This window comes from Conexibacter sp. CPCC 206217, assembly GCF_030646165.1.
GTDB lineage: Bacteria > Actinomycetota > Thermoleophilia > Solirubrobacterales > Solirubrobacteraceae > Conexibacter.
Map to the genome: position 1 here is coordinate 642,800 of NZ_JAUTDO010000001.1, position 16,085 is coordinate 658,884.

A 16,085-nucleotide genomic window follows, 5' to 3' on the forward strand; every position below is an offset into this window, starting at 1 on the left:
TGTGGCAAGGGTAGCGAACCCCGCCCGCGATCTACAAGCGCGAGCTGCAAAGGCCGCTGCGACGGGCCGCATGACGTGTCCGATGCCTGACGTGCGGCGACGGGGTACCCTCCCGGGCATGGCCGATCTTCGCCGTTTCGAGCTGGACGAGCTGCTCGTCCGACCGGGTACCTACTTCAACCCGCAGACCGAGGTCCTCGTCGTCGTCGACGACTCGCCTGAGATGGACCAGGCGGTCTTCAACATGGAGGGCGCCGAAGGCGCCGACTGGGTGCTCGTCTCCGACGAGTCGCCGATCGACGAGGCCGAGCGCGACGAGATGCTGGAGCGCTTCCAGGTCACCTACCACGCCGGTGCCGCGAACTCGATCACCGACGACGGCGACGAGCCCGACGACGAGCTCGAAGAGGACGAGCAGGAAGTCGGCCGCGAAGACTAGTCAGGCGAACGCGAAGGTCAGCGCCAGCACGGCGTAGACCGCCAGCAGCTGCACGCCTTCGAACCACGTCGACTCGCCCTCGTTGGTGACGTGGTTGGCGATGATCACGGCGATCAGGAACGCGCCCAGCTCGAAGCCGTTGAAGACGAGCGCGAGCGGGTTGGGCCCGATGAAGAACGAGCACAGCACCAGCACGGGCACGACGAACAGCGCGATCTGCGCGCTCGACCCGATCGCGATGTTGACCGACAGGTCCATCTTGTCCTTGCGCGCGACCAGCACCGCGACCCAGTGCTCGGCGGCGTTGCCGACGATCGCGACGACGATCGCGCCGACGAAGAACTCCGTCAGGCCGATCGACTCGGTCGCCTCGGAGATCGAGCCGACGAGGATCTCCGACATCACGCCGACCGCGACGCCGGCCAGCGCCAGCGCGCCGATCGATCTGCGCACCGACCACGCCTCGTGCGCCTCGCCCTCGTCGTGCGAGCCGGGCGGGTTGAAGAGGCCGCGGTGGGTCTTGAGCGAGAACAGCAGACCCGCCGCGTAGGAGACGATCAGCACGATCGCGACCGCCAGCGAGAGGTGCTCGACGGTCGAGTCGTAGGAGATCCGCTCGTCGCCCGGCAGCGGCAGCCCCTTGCCCTCGACCAGCTCGAAGATCGCCGGCATGATCAGCGCGGCGCCGGCCAGCAGCAGCATCGACGACTGCGCGCTGGCGGCCGCGCGGCTGAAGGTCTGTCTGTCGCGCCCGATCCCGCCGGCCAGCATCGAGGCGCCGAGCACCAGCAGGATGTTGCCGATCACGGAGCCTATGAGCGAGGCCTTCACGACCTCGTGCAGGCCCTTCTGAAGCGCGAACAGCGCGATGATCAGCTCCGGCGCGTTGCCGAACGTGACGTTCAGCAGGCCGCCGATGCCGGGGCCCGAGCGGGCCGCCAGCTCCTCCGTCGCGCGGCCCATCAGCGCCGCGGTCGGGATCACGCCGAGCGCCGACGTGAAGAAGATCGCGACCGGCGAGACGCCGAGCACGTCGAGGAGGATCGCCAGCGGGATGAAGGGGACGAGCAGGAACGGCCAGCCGTCGCTGGAGAGGATCAGGCGACGGAGCGAGAACTGCTGCTCGTGACGGGGGCTCGACACGCGCGGGACCTTACCCGTCGCCGCGGTCGCGCGTGCGGCGCGCGCGTTGCGACGCGCGCGCCGCGTCCGGGCGCACGGCGGGTCCCGCCGGCCGGCGGGACCCGCGCATGCTCAGTGCGTCATCTGGCCTGCAGCAGTCTCGTGCACTGCTGCACCTTCGCGACGTCGGAACCGGCGTCGACGACACATCTCTGGTACTCGCCGAGCGCGTCGGAGGAGGCGCTCGGGTCGTTGCCGCCGCTATCAGTGCCGGGGCTCACCGCGCTGCCGAGCAGCCCGCTGACCGCGCCGAGCAGCTCGTCGATCGGTCTCGTGTTCGCGGGCGGCTCAATCGTCTGCGCCTCGTTGAGGTCAGACAGCTCCAGCGAGAAGGAGGCGGTGCCGCTTCTGCCGGCCTCCGGCTCGATGCCGGTGTCGACCTGCAGCTTGCGCAGCGTCTTGTCGTCGCTGCCGGTCCATATGTCGACTCTCGGATCTCTGACCGCTCTCTCGATCTGCGCGCGCGTGTCGGCGGGGATCGAGCTCGGCACCTGGCCGCCGGCGGCCGCGCCGAGGCCCTGTCTGCCGACTTCGGCGAGCACTCTGTCGATCGAGTCCATCAGCGCGGTCACGTTCAGCCCGGCGCTGATGTGCTGTGTCTCGACGCCGCCGACGTCCTCGGTGCCGACGACGGTCGGGTCGGTGACCCAGCTGAGCGGATCGAAGTCCGGCAGCTCCGGGATCGCTCTGTCCTGCGTGCCCGTCTGCTGTCTGGCCAGATCGAGGTACTCGGCGGGGACCTCGTAGGCGTTGCCGCCGTACTCGACGTACAGTCTGTCGCTCGTCGAGGTCAGCCCGCCGCTGATGTCGAGGCCGCCGCCTCTGACGACCGCCGTGATCGCGAACTTCGGGTAGGCGTCGCCGCCGATCGACTCGAACGGGCCGCCGATGCTGACGGCGATCTGCTCGCCGCCGCTCTCGCCCGCTCTGAGGCTGAGCGCGAATCTGCCGCTTCTGACGTCCTTCGTGCCGCTGAAGGTCTCTCTCAGCAGCGTCTGCGCGTCGGCCGTGTCGCCGCCACCGCCACCGCTGCTGCCGGAGCTGTCCTTGTCGTCGCTGCCGCAGGCCGCGAGCGTCACCGCCGCGAGCAGCGCGAGCAGCAGCGCGACAACGGCGCGTGCTCGGTGTTCCAGGACACGATGGTTCACGTGCAATCTCCTTCTCACTGGTGGCGACGGGCGGCAGCGGGCGTAAGACTCAGCCGCGTGCCTTCTCTGCCCACGTTGTCGGCATGCATCGTCGCAGGTGCATTGCTTTCAAGTTCCGCTTCAGCCGCCGCCAGCCCCGTTCTCGTGATGGACGGACAGGGCAGAGTGCATCAGCGCACCGATCGCGCGCTGCCGCCGATCGGCAGCCCGCTGGCAGATCTGCCGACGCCGCGGCAGTTCAGAGCGGCCGCCGCGCGCGCCGCCAGCCCGGCCGCGCAGGCGCGGCTGGCGCGCAGCAGCACGCCCCAAGCCCGGCGCGCCGCCGCTCTCACCGTCCGCGGCGAGCTGAAGAAGCTGCTGAGCCGCGGTCAGATCACGGACGCGCAGCACGACGAGTACCGCGCGATCTACGACGACGCGCTGCGGACCCGCAGCAGACTGTCCGGCAGCCGCGGCGACGCGCTGCAGGGCGTCATCAACAACACGAACTTCATGGCCTCGCGCGGCGACCTGACCGCCTCGCGGCTGCCGGCGATCTTCACGACGCTGAAGCGCAACCGCGAGTGGTGGACGACCGGCCGACTGCTGTCCTACGGCGAGCGGGTCGAGTTCAACGACAGCGAACTGGTGTGGCAGTACTACCCCGGCGAGGGGATCCAGCTGCAGGTGCTCGGCACGTTCGGCAAGGGCAACGGGCTGTGGATGTCCAGAGACGGCCGCAGACTCGGCGAGCTGCTCGACGAGATGACGTCGCTGGCGTCCACGCGCGGCGGCGCGCTCGCCTGGGAGTACTACTTCTACTTCGGCGGCGGCCGGCCGCCGTGGGCGAGCGCGATGGCGCAGGCGACCGGCCTGCAGGTCTACGCGCGCGCCGCCGAGCTGCTGAAGAAGCCCGCCTACCTCGCGACCGCGAAGAAGGGCGTGCAGCTGTTCAGCGTCAACGCGACGACGGGCGTCGGCGTCAAGACGAGCAGCGGGCGCCGCTTCCTGCTCTATTCCTTCGCCCCCAGCCAGCAGGTCATCAACGGCTTCGTGCAGACGCTCGTCGGGCTCAACGACTACTGGGAGATCTCCAGAGACGCCCGCGCACGCACGCTGTTCAAGGCCGGCGAGCGCCAGGCGCGGCTCGACCTCGCCGCGACCGACACGGGCGCCTGGTCGCTCTACCAGATCGGTGGTGCGGAGGCCGACCTCAACTACCAGACCGAGGTCACGACCTTCATCCACAACCTCTGCGACCGCTCCGAGATCGCCTTCTGGTGCCAGGCCGACAGACGCTTCAGCGGCTACCTGAAGGCGCCGCCCGAGCTGGAGCTGCTGACGACGCGCGTGCGCGCCGGCTCGACCGCGCTCGTGCGCTTCGAGGTCTCGAAGATGTCGAAGGTCGGCCTGACGATCCGCCGCGACGGCGCGACGGCGCTGGCGACCAGCGCGACCGTCTCCCGCGGCCCGCACGGTTACGCGTGGAAGGTGCCGTCGGCGCCCGGGACCTACGACCTCGTGTTGTCGGGCACCGACCTCGCCGGCAACTACGGCACGACGAAGGCGACGATCACCGTCGTCGGCAGACCCGGCAGAGCGAGAGTCTGATCCGCCGCACGCGCCGTGCCGCCCGTCCGCCGGACGGCACGGCGCGTGTGGCGAAACGCGCCCACGCGTACAATCGCGTTGGTGGTCGACGAGACGCCCAAGACGTGGGTCCTGACGTGTTCTCCGGAGAACTACGCCGCGACGCGGGCACACGCCCACGGCGTGATCGGCGTGAAGGAGCGCAACCGCAACCGCGCACTGCGGATCGCCGTCGGCGACCGCATCGTGCTCTACCTCACGCGCGTCTCGTCTTTCGCGGCGAGCATCGTCGTGACCGGCGAGCTGTTCGAGCAGCGCACGGTGCTGTGGCCGGGCCGGACGGGCCGTGCCGACATCTATCCGTGGCGCTTTGCGACGCGGCCGGAGATCGTCGTTCCCGAGCAGGAGTGGGTCCCGGCCGAGACGCTGGCGGACACGCTCGACCACGTCGCAAAGTGGCCGCGCGAGCACTGGACGCTCGCCTTTCAGGGGCAGCTGAGGACCGTCTCCGAGCACGACACGGGGGTCCTGTTGGCGCGCCTGCGGGCGGCAGCGGGCGCGCCCGCCGCCGCGGACGCGCGTCTGGGCGCCGGCATGCGCGCATGAGCGGGGAGCGGACGCGGTGTTGACACGACTGAGCAGAGCGTGGCGCGGACTGGCGCCCGACGGGCGGATGGCGGCGGGCGCGGCGCTGCTGCTGTTCCTGACGATGTTCCTGCCGTGGTACCAGCTCAACGCGGTCGTCAACGACAGAACGGGCGGCAAGCTCGTCGGCGACAACATGAACGCGTTCGGCGTCTTCTCGTTCGTCGAAGCGGCCGTGCTGCTGGTCGCGATCGCGGTCCTGTTCCTGCTGTTCGCGCGCGCTGAGGGCCGCAGCTTCCACCTGCCGGGCGGCGACGGCACGATTGTCATGATCGCCGGCGGCTGGACGGCGCTGCTGCTGATCTGGCGCCTGTTCGACAAGCCCGACGTCGACGGCAGCGGCGTCGGCAACGTCGGGATCCAGTGGGGGATCTTCTTCGCGCTCGGCGCCGCGGGGCTGCTGACCTACGCGGGCGCGCGGATGCGCGCCGCCCACAGGCCGGAGCCGGAGGGTCCCGCCGCCGAGACGAGTCCCGAGGAGCGCGCCGCGCGCCGGCGCCGTCCGCGGCCGGCGCCGGGCACCGAGCCGACGCGCCCGCTCGCGTCGGAGCGCGCCGTGTGGGAGGACGCCCCCGCGGATCCCCCGCCCGGGCCCCCGCGCGAGCGCATGCCCGAGCGCGCGCGGGAGCCCGACGACGCGCCCGAGAAGCGCGCGATCTGGGACGACGCGCCGTCCGATCCGCCGCCGGACTGGGAGGAGGCGCCGACGAAGCGCGTGCCCTCCTCAGACGCTCCAACGAAGCGAATCCCCTCCCCGCCACCACCTCCGCCCGTGGTGCGTAGACGTGCCCGTCCGCCGCTCGACGTCGACGAGGAGCCGCCGACGCAGCGGCTGCCGCAGCCCGAGCGGCTGTGGGACGACAACAGCTGAGTCAGTCGTCGCCGTCGAGCATCCGCCGCTCGACCGCCCAGCGGCTCAGCTCGTGGCGGTTGGACAGCTGCAGCTTGCGCAGCACCGCGGAGACGTGCGCCTCGACCGTCTTCGTCGAGATCCCCAGTCGCAGCGCCACCTCCTTGTACATGTAGCCGCGCGCGATGTGGCGCAGGACCTCGCGCTCGCGCGCGGTCAGCTGGTCGAGGTCGTCGTCCTGCGCGGCCGGGTCGGCCGACACACCGGCGGGCGCCGTGCCGTGGGGCGCCGCCGTCTGCCCCGCGCCGAGCGAGAAGGCGTCGAGCACGAAGCCGGCCAGCCGCGGCGAGAAGACCGCGTCGCCGTCGGCGACCCGCTGGACCGCCTCGACCAGCTCGTCCGCGGAGATCGTCTTCGTCACGTAGCCGCGCGCGCCGGCGCGGATCACGGCGATCACGTCGTCGGGCGCGTCGGAGACCGACAGCGCGAGGAAGCGCACGCCCGGCTGCGCGGGCGCGGTCTGGCGGATCACCTCGACCCCGCCGCCGCCGGGCATGTGCACGTCGAGCAGCACGACGTCCGGCGTCAGCTCGGCGATCAGCGCGACCGCCTGCTCGACCCCGTCCGCCTCCCCCACGACCTCGACGCGATCCCCCAGCTCGGCCCGCACGCCCGCGCGGAACAGCTGGTGGTCGTCGACGATCAGCACGCGCACACCGCTCATGTTCGCTCCTCGGGCGGTTCCACCGGCAGCTCCATCGTCAGCTCGATCTCCGTTCCCTCGCCCGGCGCCGCGTGCACGACCGCGCGGCCGCCGTGGCGCTCCATCCGGCCGACGATCGACTCGCGCACGCCGCGGCGGTCGGCTGGGATCGCGGCCGGGTCGAAGCCGACGCCGCGGTCGCGCACGTAGACCTCGACGCGGCCCGGCGAGACCTCGGCGTAGAGGTCGACCTTCGCGCTGCGGGCGAACTTCGCCGCGTTCGACATCGCCTCGCGCGCGGCCGAGACGAGCGCCGCGAGCCGCTCGTCGACGGGGCTGTCGCCGACCATCACGACCTCGATCGGGACGCCGTGCAACCGCTCGACCTCGCTCGCCGCCTCCTCCAGCGCCGCGGCGAGGCTCTCCCCCGCCGGCTTCGCCGGCCGGTCGCTGAGCCAGTGGCGCAGCTCGCGCTCCTGCTGGCGCGCGAGGCTGGCGACCTCGCGCGGATCCTCCGCGCGCTTCTGGATCAGCGCCAGCGTCTGCAGGACCGAGTCGTGCAGATGGGCGGCGACCTCGGCGCGCTCCTGCGAGCGGATCCGCTCCGCGCGCTCGTCCGCCAGCGAACGGCCCATCCGCACCAGCCACGGGCCGAACACGAGCGCGACCGCGCCCGCCAGCACGACGACGCCGCCGATCGCGTTGCCGAGCGCCCGCAGCGCGCCGGTCGAGCTGAGCAGCACGAACGCGGCCAGCAGCACGAGCGCCGCGCCGAGCGCCGTGCGACGGCCGTCGGCGCCGCGCTCGCCGCGCATGCGGGCGCGCAGCCCGTCGAGCGGGTGGCGCAACTCGGCCGGCGTCCAGGCCGCGGCCTTGTCGGCCTGGCGCCAGATCAGCCCGACGCCGGCGGACGCGAGCAGCAGCGGCCAGACCAGCTCGTCGCCGAACCAGAAGCCGAACTGGCGCAGGATCAGCAGGCCCGCTGCGGTCAACAGCACGGCGCCGATCACCTCGCGCGTGAAGCCGCCACGATCGTTCCAGGCGCGCCGCTGCTCCGGCGGCTGCGTGTGGATCGCCGGCAGCAGCGCCCAGCCGAGTGCATAGACGACGACGCCGACCCCGCCGAAGATCGTCAGCAGCATGAAGACGACCTGCACGTACATCGTCTCGACGCCGAGGTGGCGGGCGATGCCGGCGCAGACGCCGGCCAGCGACGCCTCGTCCGGCAGCCGGCGCAACGGCGGCTTCGCCGCCGTGGCTTCGTCGCGCGACATCGCGGTCGATTGTCTCAACGCCGCTGCCGGTCGCGCAGGCCGCTGGCGAGCAGGCCGGCGCCGGCGACCGCCAGCAGCACGGGGCCGATCGCGCCGGCGCTGAGGTCGAGCACGTCGAGCGAGTCCAGCAGCAGCCCGATCCCGATGAGGACCAGCCCGATCCCGACGACCAGGGACGGCAGGTGCAGCTCCCGTTCACGCCGCATCTCAGGCACCTTCGCAGGACGGCTGGGTGGTCGCAAAGCCGAGTTTGATGCAGCGGCGCCCACCCGTCGACCCGATCGTGCGGCTCGACCAGTTGAGGTCGTCGCCGCTGAGGTTGTTCTTCGCCGTCAGGGCGCCGACGCCGACGTGGGCGTCGATCTCCAACAGGCGGTCGCCCCTGCCGACGACGATCGTGCGACGCACGTCGAGGCCGCCGTCGCCGCTGCCGTCGCGGCCGGAGCGCAGCGTCGTGTCGCCGTCCTCCATCCGCGCGTCGGCGCCGACGATCTCCAGCAGCCCGACGTCGAGGTCCGCTCTCACGTGCGTGACGCCGCGTGCCAGCTCGATCCCGCGCAGGTCGAGCATCAGGTGCCCGATCCCCAGCTCGTAGCGGGCGCGCAGCATGTCGCCGTCGGTGACGCGGTACTCGCGCTCGCCGATCCCGCCGTTGAGCGAGACGCCGGCGGCCGCGGCGCCGCCGAGCACGACCGCGAGCAGCAGCCCGACCGGGATCAGCCCGCGCGCGCCGCCGTAGAAGGCGCTGACGACGAGCGCGACGCCGGTCAGCACGATCGCGACCGCGACGATCCCGCCCCAGCCGAGGTCGACCGCGTCGGTCGCGTCGAGCCCGATCGCGGCGGCCAGCAGCACGAGCACGCCGCCCGTCGCGAGCGCGGTGACGCCCGCCGAGCCCCGGCGGCGCGCCGCCTCCGGCGGCACGTCCGGCGCGGGGTCGGCGATCAGCGTCGGGTCCTCGGGGGCGTTCGCCCCGTCAGCGACGAAGGTCTCGGCATCGGGATCGACGGTCGCGCGCTCGGTCGACAGGCCGGCGGCACTCGCGCGCACCACGGACGTGCTCGGTCCGGCGGCGGGCTGAGTCGGGCGCGGCGGCGCGGCGGTCGCACCGCCAGACAGCGGCGCGTCCGTGTTGACATCCCCCCGCTCGCTCACGAACCAGACGACTGCTCCGCCAGCGACCAACAGCAGCAGCGGCCAGCCGCCGAACCACAGGCCGAGCGCCGACCACGCGGCGACGGCGGCGATCGCGAGCAGCGAGAACGCCGCGATCGCGGCGGCCTGCACGCTGCGGCGCTGGTCGGAGCGGCCCAGCAGCGGCCGCGCCTCACCCTGCTCGGGCACCAGCAGCCAGGCTGCCAGGTAAAGAAACGCGCCGAAGCCGCCGAAGGCCAGCAGCGCGACGGTCACGACGCGCACGATCGTCGCGTCGACGCTGAAGTAGCGGGCGACGCCGCCGCAGACGCCGGCGATCACCTTGTCGTCGCGGCTGCGCTCCAGGCGCCGCGGTCCTCTCTCGGTGCTGTCGGTCGTGGTCATGGCAGCAAGACTGCCGTTCGGCGTCGCCCGTGCCTATTGGGAATGCTCCCTAGGGAGCGACCCCGACGGGCCCTCAGTCAGGTTGCCCGAAACGCAGCAGCGGCAGCACCACGGCGACCGCGAAGATGATCGCGATCCCCGTTGCGATCAAGGTTCTGGACTTGATCACGTGGCCGAACGTCCCGACCACGAAGCCGAGCGCCATTCCGATCACGTAAGGGGCGAGCGCCGGGTCCATCGAGGCGGGGATCTTCCCAGGTGTCGGCGAGTCGCGTGCCGGCCAGCCCCTATCATTCGCCGTCGCATGCCGATCGAGCCCACATCGGTCGCGGAGGTCGCCGCGGGCCTGCGCGCCGCCGGCTACCTTCCCGGCGAGTCGACCGCACTCGTCGCCTACCTCGCCGCGAAGCTCGGCAAGCCGGTGCTGGTCGAGGGTCCCGCGGGCGTCGGCAAGACCGAGCTGGCGAAGGCGCTGTCGAAGTACCTGGGCCGCGAACTGGTGCGGCTGCAGTGCTACGAGGGCCTCGACGAGGCGAAGGCGCTGTACGAGTGGAACTACCGCAAGCAGCTGCTGCGGATCCAGGCGGAGGCGGCCGGCACCGGCTGGGAAGCGGTGCAGGACGACATCTTCGGCGAGGAGTTCCTGCTCGCCCGCCCGCTGATGACGGCGATCGCGTCGCCCGAGCCGGTCGTGCTGCTGATCGACGAGATCGACAAGACCGACCAAGAGTTCGAGGCGATGCTGCTCGAGCTGCTGTCCGACTTCCAGATCTCGATCCCCGAGCTGGGCCGCATCGACGCGCGCACGCAGCCGGTCGTGCTGCTGACGTCGAACAACTCGCGCGAGCTGACCGAGGCGCTCAAGCGCCGCTGCCTCTACCTCTGGGTCGACTACCCCGACGCCGAGCACGAGCTCGAGATCGTGCGCCTGCACACGCCGGAGCTGAGTGAGACGATCTCGCGCAAGCTCGTCGAGATCGTCCACGAGGTGCGCGCGCTGGACCTGAAGAAGCCGCCCTCGATCGCGGAGTCGATCGACTGGGCGCGCGCGCTGCTGCTGCTCGGCGCCGACGACCTCGACGCGAGAATCTTCCGCGAGACGATGAGCGTGATCGTCAAGCACCGCACCGACCTCGAGCTGGTCGCCGCGCGCGTCGGCGTGCGGCTCGAAGGAGCGCCCGATGGCGCCCTCGGATCCGCCCGCCGCGGCTGACCCGCAGCCCCCGGCGCCGCGCCCGGACGCCGGCATCGACGCGCAGCTGATCGGCTTCGCGGACCAGCTGCGCAGCGAGGGCGTCTCGATCGGGACCTCCGAGCTGCTGGACTCGTTCGCCGCGCTGAGAGAGGTCGGCTGGGGGCAGCGCGACGACTTCCGCGAGGCGCTCGCGGCGACGCTTGCGAAATCTCCAGACGACCGCCGCATCTTCGAGCTGGTCTTCGACCGCTTCTTCTTCCGCGCCGCCGAGCACCAGGCGGCGCAGCACCAGATCAGAGAGGGCGCGGGCTTCGACGGCTCCGAGCAGATCGACCTCGACGAACTGCGCCAGCAGATCGCGCAGGCGCTGCAGGACGGCGGCGAGGGCGGCATGCAGGACCTCGCGCGGCTCGCGATCGCTGCGTTCGGCGACCGCGGCGACGGCTCCGGCGTGATCGGCGTCGACGTGCAGCGGATCCGCCGCCAGCTCGGCCTGAGGGCGGAGCCGCAGCCGGAGCTGCCGCAGGACGACCCGCGCCACGACGGGATCCCGCGCGACCAGCTGCGCCGCTTCGAGCAGCAGCTGCGCAGAGAGCTGGAGCGGGCGATGATCGAGCGCACGCGGAGACTGCCGCCGGCGCGGCCGCTGAGCGACCTCGACCGCTCGCTGCCGGGCGGCCCGATCCAGGATCTCGCGGCGGTCCACAAGGTCGTCGTGCAGCTGAAGCGCCGGCTCGCGACGCAGGGTCACGAGAAGAAGGGCCACCGCAGCCACGCGCACGTCGACGTGCGCCGCACGATGCGCGCGTCGCTGGAGACCGGCGGCGTGCCGGTGGTGCTGAGATACCGCCCGAAGCGGCCGCGGCGGCCGGAGCTGTTCGTGCTGTGCGACGTCTCGACCAGCGTCGCGTCAGCGTCGGTCTTCTTCCTGTCGGTGCTGCACGCGCTGCACGACTCGTTCCGCAAGCTGCGCTCGTTCGTCTTCATCGAGCGGATCAGCGAGGTGACGGAGGTGTTCGAGCGCGAGCGCGACTTCGAGGCCGCGAGCCTCGCGATATCGCGCGACGCGGGCGTCGCCGACGTCTCCGGCTACACCGACTACGGCCGCGTCTGGACCGAGTTCCTCGCCGAACTGGAGGACGACCTCGGCCCGCGCGCGACCGTGATCGTGCTCGGCGACGCGCGCACCAACGGCCGCCCGCCGCGCGACGACGTCTTCGCCGCGATCGCCGCGAAGGCCGGCCGCACCTTCTGGCTCAACCCCGAGCCGAAGCTCTACTGGAACTACGGCGACTCGGTGATCGCCGCCTACGCCAAGCACTGCATCGCGTTCGAGTGCTGGACGACGGCCCAGCTGGAGGACTTCGTCAAGGCCCTGACAGGACCGGCATCCGACCTGCCGCGCTGAAGCGCCTGCAGACCTTCAGAGATCACCTGGCTCCAGCTCTACGTGACTGCGCAGTCCGTACCCGTTCGAGGAGACCGGTACGACCGCGACCATCCCGCCGGGCCCGTTGTTGACCGCATCGCTGGAGCACGACGCACCTCACATCCGACGCGCCGCGCTAAGCTGCCGTCGTAGACGTGCACATACAGGGGGGCTGGCGGGTGAGCCGGCTGAGATAGCGCCTTCAAAGACCTGGCGCTGACCCTTCGAACCTGTGGGGTAATGCCCGCGGAGGGAGCGATGCCAGAGACAACCGAGGCTCCCGTGATGGAGCCTCGACCCGTTTCAGCCCCGATCGGGGTGTTGGTGGAAGGCGCAGGACGCACTTTTCACGGCCGCGACGGCGCCGTCGAGGCGCTGCGCGGGATGGAGCTGCGCGCGCGGCCGGGCGAGCTGGTCGCGGTCGTCGGCGCCAGCGGCTGCGGCAAGTCGACGCTGCTGGAGCTGATCTGCGGGCTGCAGCCGCCGGACAGCGGCAGCGTCAGATCCGACCCTGCGGTGCTGATGCCGCAACGCGACCTGCTGCTGCCGTGGGCCTCCGCGCTCGACAACGCGGCGCTGGCGCTGCGGGCGAGAGGGCTCGGGCGCGACGAGGCGCGCGCGCAGGCGCAGCCGCTGTTCACGCGCTTCGGCCTCGCCGGTTTCGAGCGCGCGCGGCCCGCGGCGCTGTCGGGCGGGATGCGCCAGCGCGTCGCGTTCGTGCGCACGCTGCTGGCGGGCAAGCCGGTGCTCGCGCTCGACGAGCCGTTCGCCGCGCTCGACGCGCTCACACGCCAGGAGCTGCACGGCTGGCTGATCGCGACGCTCGCGGCCGAGCCGCGCACGGTCGTGCTCGTCACCCACGACGTCGAGGAGGCGGTCCTGCTGGCCGATCGCGTCGTCGTGATGTCGCCGCGCCCGGGCCGCGCGGTGCTGACCCTGGAGATCCCGCTGCCGCACCCGCGCAAGCGCACGGACGCGGCGGTCGTGGAGCTGCGCGAACGGGCGCTGCAGGCGCTGGGGCTGGCCGCGTGAGCCGCGCCGCAGCGATCCGCCGCCACGCCGCTCGCCCCGCACCGGGAGCGGCCGCGTGAGCAAGCCCCTCCGCTACCTCCCCGCCCTCGCGATCCTCGTCGCGCTCATCGGCGCGTGGCAGCTGTACGCGACCTACGGCAACGTCGATCCGCTGCTGCTGCCGTCGCCCGCCGACGTCGCCACCGCCCTGTGGGACGACCGCGCGCTGCTGTGGGACAACTTCAAGGTGACCGCGGGCGAGGTGCTGCTGGGAATCGTCGTCGCGGCGATCGCCGGGCTCGCGTGCGCGGTCGCGATCCACCTCTCCCCCACGCTGCGACGCGCGACCTACCCCCTGCTGGTCGCCTCGCAGACGATCCCGATCCCGATCGTGGCGTCGCTGCTGGTCGTCTGGCTCGGCTTCGACCTCGCGCCGAAGCTCGTGATCATCGGGCTCGTGTCGTTCTTCCCGATCGCCGTCACGACACTCGACGCGCTCGCCGGCGTCGACCCCGAGCTGCGCCGCCTGATGCGCACGCTCGACTCCCCGCGCCTGCGCACGTTCCGCTTCGTCGAGGCACCGGCCGCGCTGCCGGGCCTCTTCAGCGGTGCCAAGATCGCCGTCGCCGTCGCCGTCATCGGCGCCGTCTTCGCCGAGCAGTCCGGCTCCGACGCCGGCCTCGGGCACCTCGTGCAACAGGCCGTGCCCCAACTGCTGACCGCACGCGCGTACGCCGCCGTGCTGATCCTGTCCGCCTTCGCGATCGTGCTGTTCGGCCTGCTGTCCTGGGCCGAGCGGCGCATGCTGCCATGGGCGTTTGAATCCAGAGGAGGACCCACACGATGAAACGCGCGCTCACGCTCCTCGCCCTCGCCGCCACGGCGATGCTCGGCCTCACGGCCTGCGGCGAGAAGCAGGAGACGACCACCCCCTCGGCGCAGAAGCGCACGATCACGGTGATGCTCGACTACCTGCCCAACCCCGACCACGTCGGCCTCTACGCCGCGCTCGCCAACGGCGACTTCGACGAGGCCGGGCTCGACGTCAAGGTCGAGACCCCGGGCGATCCGGCCGCACCGCTGAAGCTGCTGCAGGCCGGTCGCGTCGACGTCGCGATCTCCTACGAGCCCGAGGTGCTGATCGCGCGCGACAAGGGCGCGCAGGTCGTCTCGATCGGCGCGGTCGCGCAGACGCCGCTGACGTCGCTGATGACGCTCGACAGAAGAGTCAGAGCGCCGGCCGACCTCAGAGGCGGCCGCGTCGGCACCGCCGGGATCCCCTACCAGAGCGCGTATCTCAGAACGATCCTCGAGACCGCCAGAGTCCCGCTCGACTCCGTCAAGGAGACCAGCGTCGGCTTCAACCTCGTGCCGGCGATGCTGTCGAGAAGAGTCAACGCGACGCTCGGCGCCTTCTGGAACGTCGAGGGCGTGCAGTTGCAGCGCGCCAGAAGAAACCCGACGATCATCAGAATGGAGGACGTCGGCGTGCCGACGTACAACGAGCTGGTGCTCGCCTCCACGAAGGACTTCGTCGGCGAGCGCGGCGACGACGTGCGCGCGTTCGTGCAGGCGCTCGCGCGCGGCTACGAGGCGACGCGCGAGGACCCGCAGGCGGCGACCGACTCGCTCGTGGCGGCCGCGCCCGACCTCGACCCCGGCTTCGCGCTCGCGAGCGTGAGAGCGACGCTGCCGGTCTTCTTCCCGTCCGACAGCTCGAAGCCGTGGGGCTGGCAGGATCCGGACGACTGGACCACCTATGGCAGATGGATGTTCAACCAGGGCCTGCTGACGACGAACCCGAACGCGGGCGCTTCGGCGATCACGAACGAGTTCCTCGCCGGCCAGTCCGGCTGATTCGCCGTGGGCGCCCGCCGCGGGCGCCCCGCGGCGACGGTCACCGCATCAGTGCGCCGGCGGCAGCGTCGGCGCGATGATGCGGTAGGCCTTCAGGCCGAGCCCGAGCCGCTCGCGGTCCTCCGAGCGCAGCGGGTCGAGCTGCGTCAGCTCCTTCACGCGGTCCAGCCGATGGGCGATCGTGTGGCGGTGGGCGCCGATCGCGGCGGCGGTCGCGTTGACGTTGCAGTCCTGCGCGAGGTACGCCTCGACCGTCTTGACCAGCTCGCTGCTGTGACGTTCGTCGTAGCGCACCAGCGGCGCGACGGTCTCCTGGTAGAAGCTGCTCAGCTCCTCCGGGTGCGAGGCGAGCACGCGGAACAGCAGCCGGTACGTGCCCTGGCCGACGTCCTCGGCGATCGGCGCGTTGGAGCGGCGCAGCACGTCGAGCACCAGCTCCGCCTCCTGGATCGCGCGCGGCAGCGCCGCGGGATCGGCGCAGAAGCTGGAGATGCCGGCGACGCCGTTGGTCTGCAGCCGCAGCGACAGACGCCGGGCGGCCGTCAGCGTGCGCGCGGCGACGTCGTCGCCCGCGTCGCCGTTCTGCGGCGGCAGCGGCGGCAGGATCGCGTAGACGAGCCCGTCGAGCGCCTGCGCGAGCGCGCCCGGATGCTGCTCGGCGATCAGCGCGACGGCGCGCCGCTGCGCGCTCTCGTCGTCGCCCTCGAAGCTTGCGCAGAGCGCGACCGCGCCCTGCGACAGGTCGCAGCCCAGGCGCGCCGCGCGACGCACGACCTGGCGCGCGTCGAGCTGCTCGGCGGGCGAGCGCAGCTCCTCCAGCAGCGAGCCGCGCAATCTCTGCTCGACCTCGCGCTTGGCCTGCTCGACCGCGACCTCGGTCAGCGAGGCGACGGCCGCGAACTGCAGCAGCTCCTGCGCCTCGGCCGGCGGCGGCTGCGATCCGCGCAGCAGCGCGACGACGCCGATCAGATCTTCGCCGGCGACCACGGGGGCCTCGTCGACCAGCTCCAGCGGGCGCGCGGCGCGACGGCCCTCGACACGTTCGTTCGCGTAGCGACGCAGCGCTCCCAGCTCGATCGAGGCGGGAAACGCGGCGGCGACGGCGATCCGCGGCACGAGGATCGCGACGGGCGCGCGCACGGCAGCGGAGACGAGCTGCGCGACGCGCACGAGCCCCTCACCACCGAGCACGGCGCCGACGAGCTGGAGATGCAGCTCGTGGGACATTGGCGACACCCTCCGGT

The 16,085-nt window shown here is 72.0% G+C and carries 17 protein-coding genes and 1 riboswitch; of the genes, 9 read left to right on the top strand and 8 right to left on the bottom strand.

Annotated features, from left to right (window positions below):
- Positions 1-118 precede the first annotated feature (118 nt).
- Positions 119-439, top strand: coding sequence for a hypothetical protein (locus Q7L65_RS03070; protein WP_304718761.1), 321 nt, complete (start codon positions 119-121; stop codon positions 437-439).
- Here Q7L65_RS03070 and cax read toward each other — a convergent pair whose 3' ends face one another.
- Positions 440-1,582 carry a calcium/proton exchanger gene (gene cax, locus Q7L65_RS03075; protein WP_304718762.1) on the bottom strand — a complete coding sequence of 381 codons (1,143 nt, stop codon included), beginning with the start codon at positions 1,580-1,582 and terminating at the stop codon, positions 440-442. It abuts the gene before it with no gap.
- Between the two features lie 119 nt (positions 1,583-1,701).
- Positions 1,702-2,769, bottom strand: a complete 1,068-nt coding sequence (locus Q7L65_RS03080) for a hypothetical protein (RefSeq protein ID WP_304718763.1) — start codon at positions 2,767-2,769, stop codon at positions 1,702-1,704.
- A 165-nt stretch (positions 2,770-2,934) separates the two neighbouring features.
- Here Q7L65_RS03080 and Q7L65_RS03085 point away from each other — a divergent pair, with 165 nt between their 5' ends.
- From Q7L65_RS03085 to Q7L65_RS03095, 3 genes are all read left to right on the top strand, one after another.
- Positions 2,935-4,359: a D-glucuronyl C5-epimerase family protein gene (locus Q7L65_RS03085; protein ID WP_304718764.1), complete on the top strand. Its 1,425-nt coding sequence runs from the start codon at positions 2,935-2,937 to the stop codon at positions 4,357-4,359.
- A gap of 81 nt (positions 4,360-4,440) precedes the next feature.
- A complete protein-coding gene (locus Q7L65_RS03090) occupies positions 4,441-4,944 on the top strand; it encodes an EVE domain-containing protein (RefSeq protein ID WP_304718765.1) in 504 nt (167 codons plus the stop codon).
- Positions 4,945-4,960: 16 nt separating this feature from the next.
- Positions 4,961-5,854, top strand: a complete 894-nt coding sequence (locus tag Q7L65_RS03095) for a hypothetical protein (protein ID WP_304718766.1) — start codon at positions 4,961-4,963, stop codon at positions 5,852-5,854.
- A 1-nt stretch (position 5,855) separates the two neighbouring features.
- On the opposite strand, the gene Q7L65_RS03100 is transcribed toward Q7L65_RS03095, so the two are convergent.
- From Q7L65_RS03100 to Q7L65_RS03120, 5 genes are all read right to left on the bottom strand, one after another.
- A complete protein-coding gene (locus Q7L65_RS03100) occupies positions 5,856-6,557 on the bottom strand; it encodes a response regulator transcription factor (protein WP_304718767.1) in 702 nt (233 codons plus the stop codon).
- Positions 6,554-7,810, bottom strand: a complete 1,257-nt coding sequence (locus tag Q7L65_RS03105; RefSeq protein WP_304718768.1) for an ATP-binding protein — start codon at positions 7,808-7,810, stop codon at positions 6,554-6,556. Before Q7L65_RS03105 ends, Q7L65_RS03100 begins: the two co-directional genes overlap by 4 nt.
- Positions 7,811-7,824: 14 nt before the next feature.
- Positions 7,825-8,016, bottom strand: a complete 192-nt coding sequence (locus tag Q7L65_RS03110; RefSeq protein WP_304718769.1) for a hypothetical protein — start codon at positions 8,014-8,016, stop codon at positions 7,825-7,827.
- A gap of 1 nt (position 8,017) precedes the next feature.
- A complete protein-coding gene (locus Q7L65_RS03115; RefSeq protein WP_304718770.1) occupies positions 8,018-9,349 on the bottom strand; it encodes a PspC domain-containing protein in 1,332 nt (443 codons plus the stop codon).
- A gap of 73 nt (positions 9,350-9,422) precedes the next feature.
- Entirely contained in the window at positions 9,423-9,587 is a 165-nt protein-coding gene (locus Q7L65_RS03120) for a hypothetical protein (RefSeq protein ID WP_304718771.1), read from the bottom strand.
- Positions 9,588-9,653: 66 nt separating this feature from the next.
- Between Q7L65_RS03120 and Q7L65_RS03125 the strand changes: the two genes are divergently transcribed.
- From Q7L65_RS03125 to Q7L65_RS03145, 5 genes are all read left to right on the top strand, one after another.
- A complete protein-coding gene (locus Q7L65_RS03125) occupies positions 9,654-10,562 on the top strand; it encodes a MoxR family ATPase (protein ID WP_304718772.1) in 909 nt (302 codons plus the stop codon).
- Positions 10,531-11,952, top strand: a complete 1,422-nt coding sequence (locus Q7L65_RS03130; RefSeq protein ID WP_304718773.1) for a VWA domain-containing protein — start codon at positions 10,531-10,533, stop codon at positions 11,950-11,952. Before Q7L65_RS03125 ends, Q7L65_RS03130 begins: the two co-directional genes overlap by 32 nt.
- 176 nt (positions 11,953-12,128) lie before the next feature.
- Positions 12,129-12,246: riboswitch (TPP riboswitch) on the top strand.
- A 51-nt stretch (positions 12,247-12,297) separates the two neighbouring features.
- Positions 12,298-13,005, top strand: a complete 708-nt coding sequence (locus Q7L65_RS03135; RefSeq protein ID WP_304718774.1) for an ABC transporter ATP-binding protein — start codon at positions 12,298-12,300, stop codon at positions 13,003-13,005.
- Positions 13,006-13,060: 55 nt separating this feature from the next.
- A complete protein-coding gene (locus tag Q7L65_RS03140; protein ID WP_304718775.1) occupies positions 13,061-13,831 on the top strand; it encodes an ABC transporter permease in 771 nt (256 codons plus the stop codon).
- Positions 13,828-14,841, top strand: a complete 1,014-nt coding sequence (locus Q7L65_RS03145; RefSeq protein WP_304718776.1) for an ABC transporter substrate-binding protein — start codon at positions 13,828-13,830, stop codon at positions 14,839-14,841. Before Q7L65_RS03140 ends, Q7L65_RS03145 begins: the two co-directional genes overlap by 4 nt.
- Before the next feature lie 48 nt (positions 14,842-14,889).
- Here Q7L65_RS03145 and Q7L65_RS03150 read toward each other — a convergent pair whose 3' ends face one another.
- On the bottom strand, positions 14,890-16,068 hold the full coding sequence (locus Q7L65_RS03150) for a CdaR family transcriptional regulator (RefSeq protein WP_304718777.1): 1,179 nt from the start codon (positions 16,066-16,068) through the stop codon (positions 14,890-14,892).
- Positions 16,069-16,085: the final 17 nt, after the last annotated feature.

Excerpts from the sequence above, each read along its gene's own strand:
- Q7L65_RS03070 (WP_304718761.1), top strand. The coding sequence starts at position 119 with ATGGCCGATCTTCGCCGTTTCGAGCTGGACGAGCTGCTCGTCCGACCG.
- Q7L65_RS03100 (WP_304718767.1), bottom strand. The coding sequence starts at position 6,557 with ATGAGCGGTGTGCGCGTGCTGATCGTCGACGACCACCAGCTGTTCCGC.
- Q7L65_RS03105 (WP_304718768.1), bottom strand. The coding sequence starts at position 7,810 with ATGTCGCGCGACGAAGCCACGGCGGCGAAGCCGCCGTTGCGCCGGCTG.
- Q7L65_RS03110 (WP_304718769.1), bottom strand. The coding sequence starts at position 8,016 with ATGCGGCGTGAACGGGAGCTGCACCTGCCGTCCCTGGTCGTCGGGATC.
- Q7L65_RS03115 (WP_304718770.1), bottom strand. The coding sequence starts at position 9,349 with ATGACCACGACCGACAGCACCGAGAGAGGACCGCGGCGCCTGGAGCGC.
- Q7L65_RS03120 (WP_304718771.1), bottom strand. The coding sequence starts at position 9,587 with ATGGACCCGGCGCTCGCCCCTTACGTGATCGGAATGGCGCTCGGCTTC.
- Q7L65_RS03125 (WP_304718772.1), top strand. The coding sequence starts at position 9,654 with ATGCCGATCGAGCCCACATCGGTCGCGGAGGTCGCCGCGGGCCTGCGC.
- Q7L65_RS03130 (WP_304718773.1), top strand. The coding sequence starts at position 10,531 with ATGGCGCCCTCGGATCCGCCCGCCGCGGCTGACCCGCAGCCCCCGGCG.
- Q7L65_RS03145 (WP_304718776.1), top strand. The coding sequence starts at position 13,828 with ATGAAACGCGCGCTCACGCTCCTCGCCCTCGCCGCCACGGCGATGCTC.
- Q7L65_RS03150 (WP_304718777.1), bottom strand. The coding sequence starts at position 16,068 with ATGTCCCACGAGCTGCATCTCCAGCTCGTCGGCGCCGTGCTCGGTGGT.